The organism is Amycolatopsis sp. NPDC026612 (genome assembly GCF_040638285.1).
Taxonomy (GTDB): Bacteria; Actinomycetota; Actinomycetes; order Mycobacteriales; family Pseudonocardiaceae; genus Amycolatopsis.
Genome location: NZ_JBEZYB010000076.1, coordinates 1 through 14,994, shown reverse-complemented (window position 1 = coordinate 14,994; position 14,994 = coordinate 1). Strand labels below are relative to the sequence as shown.

Here is a 14,994-nt window from a genome sequence, read left to right as displayed (position 1 = left end):
GAATAAGGCTCTCAGTAGCGCCAAAGGTGGGCGGCGACGATCTCGTCGGCCGTGCGTTCGGCCGCCCACGCCGCGTCGGAGGCCCGGACCGCGCGGAAGGCACCCAGCAGCTCTTCGCCGAGCACACCGGCGATCCGCGGCGACGCCGCGAGCGCCGCGGCCTGTTCGGCGGGGTCCGCCGGCAACCGGCGCACCCCGCGGGCTTCCCTGTCTTCGTCCGTCCAGGCGCCCGGGTCTTCGCCGATCGGCTCGGGCAGCGCGGGCGCGTCCTCGATGCCGGCCATCCCGGCGGCGAGCACGACGGCCAGGGCGAGGTACGGGTTGGCCGAGGCGTCGGACGTCTTGAGCTCGACGTTCGCGTGGCCCTCGCCCAGGAGCGCCGAGCCGGGGACGTACCGCAGCGGCGCCTCCCGGTTCTCGACGCCCCAGAACGCGTACGCGCCCGCGAAGAAGCCGGGCCGCAGCCGGAGCGTCGAGGGGACGCTCGGCGCGGTGATCGCGGTCAGGGCCGGCAGGTCGCGCAGCAGCCCGGCGAGGTAGCCGGCGCCGTCCCCGTCCGGGCGCCCGTCGCCGTGGAGCAGGTTGCGGCCCCGGCGGTGGACGGAGGTGTGCAGGTGCCAGCCGTTCCCGGCCGCGCCGAGGCCGATCACCGGGGCGAAGCTGACGGCGAGGCCGTGCACGCGCGCGGCGGCGTGGATGGTCTGCCGGGCGAGCAGCTGGTCGTCGGCGGCGGAGACGGGATCGGTGGCGGCCAGCGACAGCTCGAGCTGAGCGACGCCGTACTCGGCGTGCAGCTGGCCGATCCGCAGGTCGTTGGCCGCGAAGTCGTGCAGGAGGGCGGCGACGAAGCCATCGAGACCGACGAGGGCGTGCGGGCTGTAGGCGGGCCCGGGGTGCCCGGGCGCGGCCAGGACGTCCCGGCTGCCCGCGGGGGCGACGGCGAACTCCAGCTCGTAGCCCGCCCGGAACTCGAGCCCCCGCTTCGCGCCTTCGGCGACCTGCCGTTCGAGGACGGCTCGCTGGCAGTAGGGCCACGGATCGCCGTCCCGGGTGAGCTGCCGAACGGGCGCCCAGGCGAGCGCGGGCTGCCCGGCCAGCCGCCGCAGGCGGTCGACGACGGGCACGAGCCGCACGTCCCCGGACGGCGTGGAGAGGCCGGCGTGGGCGTAGGTGATGGCGTCGTGGCTGTCGAAGACGGCGAAGAGCGAAGTCGCCCCCACCCCGCGCCCGGCGGCATCGGCCAGCCCGGCAACCGGAACGATCCGCGAGCGCGGGATACCGTTGTTGTCCGCCCAGGCGAGGTGCACCCCACCCACTCCGGCGGCCGCGAAGTCCTTCGCCGCCGCCGACGCCGCTTTGGTCATGACCACCCGCTTCCCTGGCGCCCGGGGTAAGTATCCCGGGCAGGCGCGGCGCGGACCAGCACGATCCGGCCGTGGCCGGGTCCGGTGGCCTCGGCGCCGCCCAGCAGGGCCCACCCTCCCTGGGGGTTCCGCCCCGCTCCAGCGTATCGAGGACGGCCGACGAGAACCGCCGGGAAGCCCTCGCCGGGGACCGGTTGTCCACATCACGGGCGGCTTGTGGACAACTCGGGGCGGTGCCGGTGCGGCGGGGAAGCTCAGCGTCGCGAACGACTCGTGAGGGACGGCGGAGGTCCCCGAATGAGTCATTCGGGGACCTCCGGAGTCGCTGGCCGTGGGCCCGTTCGCCCGGCCGCGCCCGACGCGAGACCGCATCCCGGGCGGCTCAGCCCCGCGCAGTCCCCGAGCCCGCCCGCGCGCCCGACGCGAACCCATTCGGCGTGCCGCCCCGCGCACCCCGCCCCGCGCGCCAGCACCAAACCCTCAACCCGGCGGCTCCCCACCCACCCCCGGCCCCTCCCGGCTCCGCAAGGCCACCCCCGCGACCACCGCCAGCGTCCCCATCGCCTCCGGCAGGCTCGGCACCTGGCCGAGCAGCGCGAACCCCATCACCCCCGCCGTCACCGGGAGGAGCGCCAGCAGGGTCGCGAAGCGCGCCTGGCCCACGCGGCGCAACACCACCTGGTCCAGGCCGTACGGCACCACCGTCGAGAGCACTCCGACCCCGATACCCAGCAGCAACAGCCGTGGCGAAGACCACACTTCGCCGGTGCCCAGGGCGAGCGGCGACAGGACGAGCGTCCCCGCGGCGAAGCCGATCGCCAGGCTGTCGATGCCGTCGCCGTCCGCCGCGACGCGCTTGCCCAGGAGGATGTAGCCCGCCCAGGCCGCCGCCGCACCGAGGGCGAACACCACTCCCCAGAAGCTCCCGCCGAGCCGGACGTCCGCGATGGCCACCACCCCGGCGGCCACCAGGACCAGCGCGACCACGTCCCGCACCGTCCGGGACCCGAGCGCCGCCACGACCACCGGGCCGGCGAACTCCATCGCCACCGCCGTGCCCAGCGGCAGCCGGGCGATGGCTTCGTAGAAGAGCACGTTCATGCCCGCCGTCACGACGCCGAAGACGATCGCCAGCAGCAGGCGCCTCCCCCGCCAGGCCGGGCGCCCCGGGCGCCGCCACGCCAGCAGGACCGCCGCCGCGCCGAGGCAGCGCAGCCACGCCACCCCCGCCGGCGTCGCATGCCCGAAAAGACCGACCGCGACCGCCGCTCCGGCGTACATCGAAATTCCGCTGAGAACGAACAAGAGCGGAGCGGGCGCGCCGGAAAGCCGTCGCGGGGAACTCACCTTACGCACGTTCCCATGGTGCCTGAGCACCGAAAACGTAACTCTCCGGGTATTCGTCTCCTGGATTGCGGGACGCCGCTACGGCATACGGGGTAAATCGGCGTGACTCAGGTCCCACCGGCGCGGGAACACTTGCGAGCCGCGAAACGTCTGGAAGAGTGGAAGCACGAACACCGCGGAGCCGAAGGCGATCGCCGCCACCGGCATCAGTGCCGAAGTGGGCGTAGCTGGATCGATGGCACCGGGCGACCGGTGCCGGGACGGAGGGAGACCCCCATGACATCGCCGACGCTCACCCGCCCCGAACTGACCGCCGCCGACCGCTGTGACCGGTGCGGAGCAGCAGCTCAGGTACGAGCCATCCTCAAGGGTGGCGAACTGCTCTTCTGCGGGCACCACGCCCGCGAGCACGAGGCCAAGCTCAAGGAACTGTCCGCCGACATCCAGCGGTAACCACAGACGAGAGAAAGGCGGCCGGTGCGCACAGGCACCGGCCGCCTTTCTGCATCTTGCAGATTGCGTGCCGAAAATCATGGCACGGCCGCGAAAGCGGTGATTCCGGTCACGAAACCGGACAGGAAATCAGACAGAATCCAGCACGACTTCGAAGGCCACTTCGGCGGCGCCGAGGAGCCTTCCGTCGGCACCCAAGGCCGAGCTGACGATCCGCGTGCCCCCGACCGCCCGGCTCACCAGGCTGCGCCGGCGCACCTCGGCGCCGACGTGGCGCAGCACCGCCTCCGGCAGCACCGTCAGCAGGTCGCCGAGGACCACCAGCTGCGGCCCCAGCAGGTTGACGATGTTGATCAGCCCGAGCGTCAGCCACTCGGCGAACTCCGCGAGCCGCGTCAGCGCCGCCTCCGGGTCCCGGCCCAGCTCGCGCAGCTCGAACAGGATCGCCCCGCGCGGGGTGTCCTCGGCCAGCCCGAGCGCCCGGCACAGCGCAGCTTCGCCGACCTCGGTCTCCCAGCAGCCGCTGCTGCCGCAGTAGCAGGCGCGCCCGTCCGGCCGGATCACCATGTGCCCGATTTCGCCGACGTACCCCGAGCCGCCGCGCAGCGCCGAGCCCTGGGCGATGACACCGCCGCCGACGCCGACGTCCGCCGAGATGTACACCACGTCGGACGCCCCGCGGGCCGCGCCGCGCAGGTGCTCGGCGACCGCGCCGAACTCGGCGTCGTTGCCGACCAGGATCGGGATCTGCAGCACCCCGCCGAGCCGGTCGCCGAGCGCGACGTCGGTCCAGCGCAGGTTCGGCGCCTCGTGCACGTACCCGTCCGCCCGCCGGACGACGCCGGGCACCGACACCCCGGCCGCCACCGGGGTCACGTCGAGGTCGCCGGCCAGGATGGCCGTCGACTCGATGACGTGGGTGATGACCTCGTCCGGCTGGCCCATCCGGCCGCGCAGGTTCCAGCTGTTGCGGCCCAGGATCTGGCCGCCGAGCCCGACCAGGGCGATCGCGACGTGCTCGACCTGCAGGTCGACCGCGAGCACGACCGCCGCGTGGGGCTGGGGCAGGACCAGGAGCGAGGGGCGGCCCGCCCCTCGTCCCGGCCTCGGCACCTTCTCCTCGACGACGCCGGCTTCGGCGAGCCCGTCGACGAGGGTCTTGATCGTGCTCCGGTTGAGCCCCAGCTCGGCGGCCAGGGTCGCCCGGGTGCTCGGCCCGCCGACGTGCAGCAGGCGGAGCAGGGTCGTGCGGTTGTGCCGGCGCACCTCGTCCGGTCGTGCAACGGGTGTGCTGGTCACGGGCTTGATCATCCCATGGTGGTTCAGCGCGCCGACGCAGCCGCGCGGCGCCGGGACAGCGCGTCGACCGTGGCGGCGAGCAGCAGGACCAGACCGGTGATGATGTTGACCACCGCGGCCGGCTGCTTGAGCAGGCCCAGACCGTTGATCACGACGGCGATCACGAGCCCGCCGACCACCGCGTCGGAAACCCGGCCCTTGCCACCGAAGAGCGACGTGCCGCCGATGACGGCCGAGCCCACCGCGAACAGCAGCGTGTTGAGGCCACCGGACTGCGGGCTGACCGAACCGACCTTCGACGCGGCGACGATGCCGCCGATGGCCGCGACCGCCGAGCCGATGACGAACACGCTCGCCCGGATCTTCGGCACGTCGATACCGGCGCGGCGGGCGGCTTCCTTGTTGCCGCCGACCGCGTAGACGTACCGGCCGTACTGGGTCCGGTTGAGCACGTAGGTCCCGGCCACCAGCAGCACCAGGATGATCGGGATGACGTACGGGACGCCCTCGATCGTGACGACCGCCTTGTTCGGCGAGCGGTTGATGGTCAGCAGCCACGTTCCCACCGCCGACAGCACGACGAGCACGCCGACCTTGACCATCACCAGCGCCGTCGGCTGGACGACCAGGCCGCGCTGGAGCCGCTTGAAGTGGCTGGTCAGCGTGATCACCGCGAACCCGCCCGCGGCGACGAGGAAGAAGATCCAGCTGCCGAGGATGTTCAGGTTGCCGTTGGAGATCTTGTACAGGATGTCCGAGTTCGTGATGCCGATCGTGCCGCCCTCACCGATGAACTGCAGCAGGACGCCCTGCCACACGATGAACAGCGCCAGCGTCACGACGAAGGACGGCATGCCGATCTTCGACACGAGGAAGCCGGTGATGCAGCCGATCGCGGTGCCGACGCAGATGGCCAGCAGGATCTCGAGCCAGGCGTTCGCGGGCACGCCGATCGCGACGATCAGCAAGCCCACCAGCGAAAGCCCGGCACCGGCCCAGATCCGCTGGTAGGCCGACAGCAGCATGGCCACGGCGAGGACCCCGATGAACGTGATGAAGACACCGGTGCCCAAGGTGCCCAGCAGGTTGCCGGCGTGCACGTAGTGCAGGGCCATCACGGAAGCGGCGACACCGGAGGCCACGCCGGCGGCGAGGTCGATCTCGCCGAGCAGCAGCACGAACACGATGCCCATCGCGATGATGATGACGCCCGCGCCCTGCGGGAACACGTTGGCGATGTTGGCCAGCGTGAAGAAGTTGTCCGACAGCGCGCTGAACAGGATGACGAGCACGAGCAGGCCGAACAGCGACGGCAGCGCGCCGAGTTCACCGGCCCGCAGGCGGGCGAAGTAGTCGCGCACCGCTTCGCCGGTTGACATCGATGTCGTGTCGATCCCGAAGTCGGTGATCGCCGCGCCGGGGTTCTGGGTCTGGGCGAGCGCTTCCGCGGCCGGGGTGCCGGCCTCGTGCTTGGCAGGGGTTTCAGTCATTTCCGGTTCTTTCTTCCCACTCACAGGACCACGGCTTCGGGCCGGGCCAGGCCGAGGTCACCGGAGCGACCGGCGGTGATCAGCTCCACGACCTGGCCGTGGCTGACGTCCTTGGTGTGCACCTCGGCGACGAGCCGGCCGAGGTAGAGCACCGCGATGCGGTCGGCGACCTCGAACACGTCGGCCATGTTGTGGCTGATCAGCACGACCCCCAGGCCCTGCTCGGCCAGCCGGCGGACCAGGTCGAGCACCTGCCGGGTCTGTGCGACACCGAGGGCGGCGGTCGGCTCGTCGAGCACGACGACCTTGCTGTTCCACAGCACCGACTTGGCGATGGCGACCGTCTGCCGCTGACCACCGGACAGCGAGGAGACCGGCGTGCGGACCGACTTCACGGTCCGGACCGACAGGGAGGCCAGCGTCTCGCGGGCGGCCTTCTCCATGCTGGCTTCGTCGAGCTTCCACGAACTGCCGCGTTCGCGGCCGAGGAACATGTTCTGGACGATGTCGAGGTTGTCGGCGAGCGCGAGGTCCTGGTAGACGACCTCGATGCCGAGGTCCGCGGCGTCGCGCGGCCCGCGGATGTGCGTGTCTTCGCCGTTGAACCGCACGGCCCCCGAGTCGTACGGGTGGATGCCGGCGATGCACTTGACGAGGGTCGACTTGCCGGCGCCGTTGTCACCGACCAACGCGGTCACTTCGCCTGCACGCACATCGAAGTCCACGTCGTGGAGGACGTGGACCGGGCCGAAACTCTTGTTCAGACCCTTGATCTCGAGAATGGGCTCACTCATGGCTGGCATTTCTCCTGGGTGGGGACCGGGCCGGGACGCGCCGTCGGGGTGCGCGTCCCGGCCCGGCTGTTCATGGGGTACTGCGGGCGCTCAGGAGATGCCGAGCGAGGCGCACTTGGTGGCGAGGTCGCCACCGCAGATCTCGGTCGCCTTCACGTAGCCCTGGGTCACGACCGTCTTGACGTCCTTCGCCACGACCGTCGTCGGGGTCAGCAGCACGGACTTGATGTCGCGGTTGTTCTTCGGATCGTGCAGCGAACCGGTCGCGATGGCGTCGGCCGCGGCCTTGTCACCCTTGGCCAGCGCGGCGGCCAGCTTCGCGGTCGCCTCGGCCTCTTCCTTGATCGGCTTGAACACGGTCATGTACTGCTCGCCGCGCATGACCGCCATCAGGCCGTCGGCGGTGGCGTCCTGGCCGGTGACCGGGACCTTGCCGTTGAGGCCGTTCTTCTTGAGGATGGTGATGACCGCGCCGGCCAGGCCGTCGTTCGCCGCGACGACGCCGTCGACCTTGCCGCCGTTGGCGGTGAAGATCTGCTCGAACGTCGTGCCGCCGAGCTGGTTGTCCCAGTCGTTGATCGGCTGCTTCTGGATCCGCTTCAGCTTGCCGGAGCTGATCAGCGGCTCGAGGACGGAGTCCTGACCCTTGGTGAACAGCGTGGCGTTGTTGTCGGTCGGGGCGCCCTCGATCTGGACGAACCCCGCGCCGGCCTTGTCCTTCAGCGCGTCGGCCATGGCCTGGCCCTGCAGCTGGCCGACCTTCTCGTTGTCGAACGAGACGTAGTAGTCGGCGCTGCCGCCGAGGCTCGGGCGGTCGTAGTCGATGACCGGGATGCCCGCAGCCTTCGCCTTGGCCTCGACCGCGGCACCGACAGCCGGGTCGGACGGGGCGATGATCAGGGCCTTGACACCGGAGCTGATGAAGCCGTCGGCCAGCGTGGTGAACTTCTGGGCGTCGCCCTGGGCGTTCTGGACGTCGGCGTCGAAGCCCTGCGCCGCGAGGGCGGCCTGCAGCATCGGCTTGTCGAAGGCTTCCCAGCGGGCCGAACTGGCGGTCTCCGGCAGGATGACGCCGACCTTGCCGCTGGCGCCGCCGGCGGCCGGGGCGGACGCGGAAGCGGAGTTGCTCCCCGTGCCCCCGCTGTTCGAACTGTTGGTACCGCAGGCGGTCAGCACCAGGCCGGCGCTCACCGTCGCGGCGAGGAGGGTAAGGGTTCTGCTGCGCATCCTCGTTCCTTCCGGATCCAAGCATTGTGTCGAGCGGCCGTCGGCGTGTGCTTCGGGCCAGCGAGGCGGTGATCCGGGAGGCCCCGGCGCACCGTCGCGCATATGTTGTGGGCGACAACATATGCCGCTGAGCGGCTGCGGGGAAGATAGCTGGATCGATTAAACGACACCAATTGGACACGGTTCGGCAACACAGGCTGGACCTCGCCCGGAAAGGGTAGATCCGCTGACGATGTGATCGCCAGCACTCACGATAAGTTACGTCCACGTTTCATGAGGGCCGACGGCTACTCCGGTCGTGTGCACCGAGCGCGACCGGTGGCGAATCCACGCGACCCGCCGATGATTGGTCGCCGACTTGCGGACTTCACGGCCGGACGCCCGGACGGACACCCCGCCGGCGACCGTGGAGCGGCCTCGCAGGTGACATCGCAATACAGAGCGTCACAAGCCCGGCCGTGCGGTGAGCACGCCGTCCCGGGAACTGAGGGTGATCACCGGAACTTCAGCCTCTCGGGCGACGGGACGCCGCCCGGCCGGCATCCCGGCCTCACCAGGAACGGAGGGTGACGATCCGCTCTTCGAGCTGCTCGACGGTCGCCATGGCGGTCGGCGGGCCGCCGCACACCCGGCGCAGCTCGTTGTGGATCGCGCCGTGGGCCTTCTTCGTGCGGTGGTGGTACATGCCCACCAGCGCGTTCAGCTCCTTGCGCAACGCGCCCAGCCGTTCGCTCACCGACTGCGGCCGCGCCTGCGGGGCCGGCGCCGGCTCCTCCTTCGCGGGCTTGCGGCGCTTCCCGTCCGCGAGCTGCTCCTCCTGCCGCTTGCGCAGCAGGGCGCGGACCTGGTCGGGCTCCAGCAGACCGGGCAGGCCCAGGTACTCCTGCTCCTCGTCCGAGCCGGAGAACACCGCCGTGCCGAACGAGTTGCCGTCGTAGATCACCTGGTCGAGCTCGGCCGAGGCACCCAGCGACGTGAACGCCTTCTCCTCTTCGCCCGGCTCGTCCTCGGTGCGGTTGGCCTGGGCGAGGAGCTCGTCCTCCCAGCCTTCCTTCTCCCGGTGCGGCTTGCCGAGCACGTGATCGCGCTGCGCCTCCAGCTCGCTGGCCAGCTCGAGCAGCACCGGCACCGACGGCAGGAACACGCTCGCCGTCTCGCCCTTCTTCCGCGCCCGCACGTACCGGCCGATCGCCTGCGCGAAGAACAGCGGGGTCGACGCGCTCGTCGCGTACACGCCCACGGCCAGCCGCGGGACGTCGACGCCCTCCGAGACCATCCGGACCGCCACGATCCAGCGCTCGTTCGTCTCGGAGAACTCCTTGATCCGCCCCGACGCCTTCGGGTCGTCCGAGAGCACCAGCGTCGGCGTCTCCCCCGAGAGCCGCTCCAGGATCTTCGCGTACGCCCGCGCCGTCTCCTGGTCGGTGGCGATCACCAGCCCGCCCGCGTCCGGCACGCTCTGGCGGACCTGCGACAGCCGCGTGTCGGCGGCTTGCAGCACCGCCGGGATCCACTCGCCCGCCGGATCGAGCGCCGTGCGCCACGCCCGGGCGTTCTGCTCCGCCGTCAGCGGCTCGCCGAGCCGGGCGGTGAACTCCTCGCCCGCGCTGGTGCGCCAGGACGCCTCGCCCGAATACGCCAGGAAGACGACCGGCCGGACCACGCCGTCGGCCAGCGCGTCCGCGTACCCGTACGAATGGTCGGCCCGGCTGCGCTGGAAGCCCTCGCCGTCGGCCTCGTAGCTGACGAACGGGATGGCCGAGTCGTCGGACCGGAACGGCGTGCCGGTGAGCGCCAGCCGCCGCACCGCGGGCGTGAACGCCTCGCGCACCGCGTCGCCCCACGACTTCGCGTCGCCGCCGTGGTGGATCTCGTCGAGGATCACCAGCGTCTTGCGGTTCTCGGTGCGCACCCGGTGCAGCGTCGGATGGGCCGCGACCTGCGCGTACGTCACCGCGACGCCGTTGTAGTCCGACGAGGTGACGCCGGTGGTGTTGCGGAAGTTCGAGTCGATCTGGATCCCGGCCATGGCCGCCGCCGACGCCCACTGGTGCTTCAGGTGCTCGGTCGGGGTGACGATGGTGACCGCCTCGATCGTGCGGTCGGACAGCAGCTCCGCGGCGATCCGCAGGCCGAACACCGTCTTGCCGGCGCCCGGCGTCGCCACCGCGAGGAAGTCCTTGGGCTTCTGCGTCAGGTACTTGGTGAGCGCCCGCCGCTGCCACGCCCGCAGCGGGCGCGCGGTCGAGTCCTTCTCCGCGGGAGGTGCCCCGAGCTGCGTCCCCGTCATCGCCGGTCCTCCCCCTCGCTCAAGTGCTTTGACGTGCGAAAACCCTCACTGTGCCACCGACTTCCGTGTCGGCGGCTGCGGTGAGGGCACCGGAGCGAGTCTACCGGCCGGGTCCGACGGTTCCGGGCACCGGCACGGGTGACGTTCCCCGACACGCCCGGGTGCACGGGTGGTGACGAGCCAAATCAGCGCAGATGGACCATGCTGGACGAGTCATGGGTGAGGTGCAGCCGTCCGGAGGGGCGAAGGTGGTCCGCAAGGGGCCGTGGCGCCTCCTCACGCGCACGCTCGGCAAGGCCTGGGAGGGCAACATCTTCTCCGAGGCCGCCGAGGCCGCGTTCTGGCAGACGCTGTCGCTGCCGCCGCTGCTGCTCGGCCTGCTCGGCAGCCTGGGGTTCGTCGGCGAGTGGTTCGGCCAGAACGTGGTCGCGCAGGTGCACGACCGGATCATCGGCTTCTGCAAGACCGTCTTCAGCAGCAACGCCGTCCACGACATCATCGAACCGACCGTGAACAGCATCCTCACCGTCGGCAAGGGCGAGATCGTCTCGATCGGCTTCCTCATCTCGCTGTGGGCGGGTTCGTCGGCGATGTCGTCGTTCGTGGACGCGATCACCGTCGCGCACGACCAGTACGGCGTCCGCAACGACGTCTGGCAGCGGATCTTCGCGCTCCTGCTGTACCTGTGCGGCCTGGTGATCCTGGTGGTCGGGCTGCCGCTGCTGGCGATCGGCCCGGACCTGCTGCCGGAGTTCTTCCCCACGGAGTGGCGCCCGACCGTGACGTCGTGGGTGAGCACGCTGTACTTCCCGGCCCTCGGCGCGATGATCACCCTCGCGCTGACCACGTTGTACAAGCTCGCGCTGCCGCGGAAGCTGCCGTGGCACCGCGGGCTGCCGGGCGCGGTGCTCGCCATGGTCGTGTTCCTGCTGTCCTCGGTCGGCCTGCGCGTCTACCTGAACTGGATCACCAAGACGGGTTACACCTACGGTGCGCTGGCCGCGCCGATCGCGTTCCTGCTGCTGATGTTCTTCATCGGGCTCGCCGTGGTCGGCGGCGCGTACTTCAACAGCGCGATCCAGGAGCTGTGGCCGGCGAAGGCGACCCGGCGCCAGCGGCGCAAGTGGCGGCGGCTGGAGATGGAACGCGCCTCGGAGCGGCTGCGTTCGGAGGAGGGCCGCAAGCTGCGGGACCGCTCGACCACGCCGCTGCGGCGCCCGCGCACCGAAGACGTCCCGGCCGACGGTGACGGCTCGGCCGACGGTGACGGCTCGGCCGACGGTGACGTCTCGGCCAACGGGGCTGAGCCGTCCGAAGAGGACACCTCGTCACCGAGCGCACCGGAACCGGCACCCAGCGCAGCCCGGGGTCGCGGATCCGCCCGGGGAACGACCCGGAATCCACCCCCAGGCTGAGTCGCTCCTCAGCAAAGTCGTGAAAGGCTCTTCCGGTCACTGACGCGCGGCACCGGTCGCCGCGTCGTTTCCTAGGGGGTTCCACGTCATGTCCGTGCTGGCCAGATTGAGCCTGCGCAACCGAAGCCTGATCGGCCTGCTCGCGCTGGTGGTCATCGGTTTCGGCGCCTTCGCGCTGCCGCAGATCAAGCAGCAGCTGTTCCCGTCGCTGCAGTTCCCGCAGGCCCAGATCGTCACCGCGTACCCCGGGGCGGCACCGGACGCGGTGGACCGGCAGGTCTCCGAGCCCCTCGAGGGCGGCCTCCAGGGGCTGAAGGGCCTGGAGCAGGTCACCTCGACGTCGTCGGACGGCGTTTCGCGGGTCGTCGCGCAGTTCGAGTTCGGCACGGACATCGACGCCGCCGTCTCGCAGATCCAGCAGGTGGTGAACCAGGTCCGGCCGCGGCTGCCGCAGAACAGCGAGCCCGCCGTGTCCGCGGGCAGCACCGACGACCTGCCGGTGGTGCTGGTCGCCGCGGGGACCACCGGAGACCCGCAGGCCCTCGCGCCCGCGCTGACCGACCAGGTCGCGCCGGAGCTGCGGAAGATCGAGGGCGTCCGCACGGTGACCGTCACCGGCGTGCGCCAGCCGCGCGTCACCATCACGCTCGACTACGCGAAGCTCGCCGCCGCGGGCGTCGACCCGGCGTCGATCGCCACCACCCTGCAGACGGCCGGGGCTGCGGTGCCGGCCGGCACGCTGACCGAAAACGGCAAGACGCTGTCGGTACAGGTCGGCGGTGGACAGACCACTGTGGACAGTCTCCGTGCGCTGTACCTGACTCCCGGGGCCGCCGGGCGGACGAGCGCACCGGCGAGGGGACCGGTGAAGCTGGGTGACGTCGCCGACGTCCAGGCCGGGTTCGCGCCGCCGACGTCGATCACGCGCACCAACGGCAAGCCCAGCCTCGGCCTCTCGGTCACCATGGTGGACAACGGGAACGCCGTCGCCATTTCCGGCGCGGTCCGCGACAAGCTGCCGGACCTGGCGAAGAAGGCCGGCGCCGAGATGAGCGTCGTGTTCGACCAGGGCACGCCGGTGAAGGACGCAATCAGCGGCCTGACCACCGAAGGCCTGCTGGGGCTGGCGTTCGCGGTCATCGTCATCCTGCTGTTCCTGCTGTCGGTGCGCTCGACGCTGGTGACCGCGGTGTCGATCCCGCTGTCGGTCGTCGTCGCGCTGATCGCCCTGTGGACCGGTGACCTGTCCCTGAACCTGCTCACCCTCGGCGCGCTGACCATCGCGATCGGCCGGGTGGTCGACGACTCGATCGTCGTGCTGGAGAACATCAAACGGCATCTGACCTACGGGGAGGACAAGCAGCGCGCGGTGCTCGACGGCGTCCGCGAGGTGGCCGGCGCGGTGACGTCGTCCACCCTGACGACCGTCGCGGTGTTCCTGCCGATCGCGTTCGTCGGTGGCTTCGTCGGCGAGCTGTTCTCGCCCTTCGCGATCACCGTGACGGTGGCACTGCTGGCCTCGCTGCTCGTTTCGCTGACCGTGGTTCCCGTGCTGGCGTACTGGTTCCTGAAGCGGCCCGCGGTTCCGGCGGACGCCGTCGAGGCCGAGCGGGCGCGGAAAGTGGCCGTCGACAAGGAGCGCCGCAGCATCCTGCAGCGCGCGTACCTGCCGGTGATCCGGTTCGCGACGCGGCGGCGGCTGACCGTCGTCCTGCTGGCCCTGCTGATCTTCGCGGGCACGGTCGGGCTCGCGACGCGGCTCGACACCAACTTCCTCGACCAGTCCGGCGGCACCACGCTGAACATGACGCAGAAGCTGCCCGCCGGCACCAGCGTCGAGGCGAAGGAAAAGGCGGCCACGGCGGTCGAGCAGGCACTCGCCGCCGAGTCCGCGGTGCAGACGTACCAGGTCAGCGTCGGCGGGGGCGGTCCGTTCGGCTTCGGCAGCGGCACGTCGACCAGCATCTCCGTCACCGTCGCGAAGGGCACCGACCTCAACGCGCTTTCGGACCGGCTGCGCGCGAAGCTGACGTCGCGGCCGGAGCTGGGCGAGATCAAGGTCGGCGCGGCCGCGTCCGGGTTCAACTCCGACCAGGTGTCGGTGACGGTGACCGCGCCGTCGGAAGCGGCGCTGAAGCCGGCGTCCGACCAGGTGGCGCAGGCGCTGCGCGGGGTGTCCGGGCTGACCGAGGTGACCAGTGACCTGGCCGTCGGCTCGCCGCGGGTGCAGGTCGAGGTGGACGACGCCGCGGCCGCCGCGCACGGGCTGTCGGCGAGCACCATCGGGCAGGTCGCCAACCAGGCGATCGCCGGGCGCACGGTCACGCAGCTGCCGGTCGGCGGCCAGCGCACGGACATCGTCCTGCGCGCCGGCACGGCACCGGTGACGGTCGACCAGGTGAAGGGCCTGCCGATCCCCGGCCCCACCGGCGTCGTCCGGCTCGACGAGGTCGCGAAGGTGTCCACTGTGGACGGACCGGCGTCGGTGCACCGCACCGGCGGCGATTTGAGCACCACGGTGACCGCGAAGAACACCGGTGCCGACCTGAGCAAGACCACCGCGGACATCAAGTCCAAACTGGACGGCCTGACGTTCACCGGCGGGGCGGCGTACTCGCTCGGCGGCGTCAGCCAGGACCAGCAGGAGGCGTTCTCGAACCTGTTCCTGGCGCTGCTGGCGGCCATCGCGATCGTCTTCCTGATCATGGTCGCGACGTTCCGGAGCCTGATCCAGCCGCTGATCCTGCTGGTGTCGATCCCGTTCGCGGCGACCGGCGCGATCGGGCTGCTGCTGGTCACCGGCACCGCGCTCGGCCTGCCGTCGCTGATCGGCATGCTGATGCTGGTCGGGATCGTGGTGACCAACGCGATCGTGCTGATCGACCTGGTCAACCAGTACCGCGCCGAGGGGATGAGCGTCACCGACGCCGTCACCGAAGGCGGCCGGCGCCGGTTGCGGCCGATCCTGATGACCGCGGCGGCGACGATCTTCGCCCTGGTCCCGATGGCGCTGGGCATCACCGGCCAGGGCGGGTTCATCGGCCAGCCACTGGCGATCGTGGTGATCGGCGGCCTGGTCAGCTCGACACTCCTGACCCTGGTCCTGGTCCCGACCCTCTACACGATGGTCGAGACCGGCAAGGAACGTCGCAAGGCCCGCCGAACAGCCCGCCGAACCCCGGCCCAAGCCCCGGAGTCGGAGTCCCTCAACCCGGAACTCGCGTGATCTGAGCCGGAACTCGCGTGATTGGGGCCGGGACTCGCGTGATTGGGGGCGGGAGTCGCGTGACCGGGCGGGGGTGGGTATGCGGAAAG

The 14,994-nt window shown here is 71.1% G+C and carries 10 protein-coding genes; 3 read left to right on the top strand and 7 right to left on the bottom strand.

Translation table 11 applies throughout. The annotated features are described in order from the left end of the window. Positions 1–11: 11 nt before the first annotated feature. Together AB0F15_RS37575 and AB0F15_RS37570 are read right to left on the bottom strand one after the other, a co-directional pair. Positions 12–1,364, bottom strand: coding sequence for a glutamine synthetase family protein (locus tag AB0F15_RS37575; protein ID WP_360281266.1), 1,353 nt, complete (start codon positions 1,362–1,364; stop codon positions 12–14). A 480-nt stretch (positions 1,365–1,844) separates the two neighbouring features. Next, positions 1,845–2,645: an EamA family transporter gene (locus AB0F15_RS37570; protein ID WP_360281264.1), complete on the bottom strand. Its 801-nt coding sequence runs from the start codon at positions 2,643–2,645 to the stop codon at positions 1,845–1,847. A 342-nt stretch (positions 2,646–2,987) separates the two neighbouring features. Here AB0F15_RS37570 and AB0F15_RS37565 point away from each other — a divergent pair, with 342 nt between their 5' ends. After that, a complete protein-coding gene (locus tag AB0F15_RS37565) occupies positions 2,988–3,164 on the top strand; it encodes a hypothetical protein (RefSeq protein ID WP_360281262.1) in 177 nt (58 codons plus the stop codon). Positions 3,165–3,293: 129 nt separating this feature from the next. Here the strand turns inward: AB0F15_RS37565 and AB0F15_RS37560 are convergent, their stop codons facing one another. The 5 genes from AB0F15_RS37560 to AB0F15_RS37540 all read right to left on the bottom strand — a co-directional run bounded on the left by AB0F15_RS37560 (position 3,294) and on the right by AB0F15_RS37540 (position 10,264). Continuing rightward, positions 3,294–4,475, bottom strand: a complete 1,182-nt coding sequence (locus AB0F15_RS37560; RefSeq protein ID WP_360281260.1) for an ROK family transcriptional regulator — start codon at positions 4,473–4,475, stop codon at positions 3,294–3,296. Between the two features lie 11 nt (positions 4,476–4,486). Beyond that, positions 4,487–5,953 (bottom strand): ABC transporter permease, encoded by a 1,467-nt coding sequence (locus tag AB0F15_RS37555; protein WP_360281258.1) that lies wholly within the window; start codon positions 5,951–5,953, stop codon positions 4,487–4,489. Positions 5,954–5,973: 20 nt separating this feature from the next. Then, positions 5,974–6,747 (bottom strand): ATP-binding cassette domain-containing protein, encoded by a 774-nt coding sequence (locus AB0F15_RS37550; protein ID WP_285989855.1) that lies wholly within the window; start codon positions 6,745–6,747, stop codon positions 5,974–5,976. 90 nt (positions 6,748–6,837) lie between these two features. After that, on the bottom strand, positions 6,838–7,974 hold the full coding sequence (locus AB0F15_RS37545; RefSeq protein WP_360281256.1) for a substrate-binding domain-containing protein: 1,137 nt from the start codon (positions 7,972–7,974) through the stop codon (positions 6,838–6,840). Between the two features lie 550 nt (positions 7,975–8,524). Continuing rightward, positions 8,525–10,264 (bottom strand): DEAD/DEAH box helicase, encoded by a 1,740-nt coding sequence (locus AB0F15_RS37540; RefSeq protein ID WP_360281254.1) that lies wholly within the window; start codon positions 10,262–10,264, stop codon positions 8,525–8,527. A 215-nt stretch (positions 10,265–10,479) separates the two neighbouring features. Between AB0F15_RS37540 and AB0F15_RS37535 the strand changes: the two genes are divergently transcribed. Both AB0F15_RS37535 and AB0F15_RS37530 read left to right on the top strand, forming a co-directional pair. Beyond that, positions 10,480–11,679 carry a YihY/virulence factor BrkB family protein gene (locus AB0F15_RS37535; RefSeq protein ID WP_360281252.1) on the top strand — a complete coding sequence of 400 codons (1,200 nt, stop codon included), beginning with the start codon at positions 10,480–10,482 and terminating at the stop codon, positions 11,677–11,679. Between the two features lie 88 nt (positions 11,680–11,767). After that, positions 11,768–14,905 (top strand): efflux RND transporter permease subunit, encoded by a 3,138-nt coding sequence (locus AB0F15_RS37530; RefSeq protein WP_360281250.1) that lies wholly within the window; start codon positions 11,768–11,770, stop codon positions 14,903–14,905. Positions 14,906–14,994: the final 89 nt, after the last annotated feature.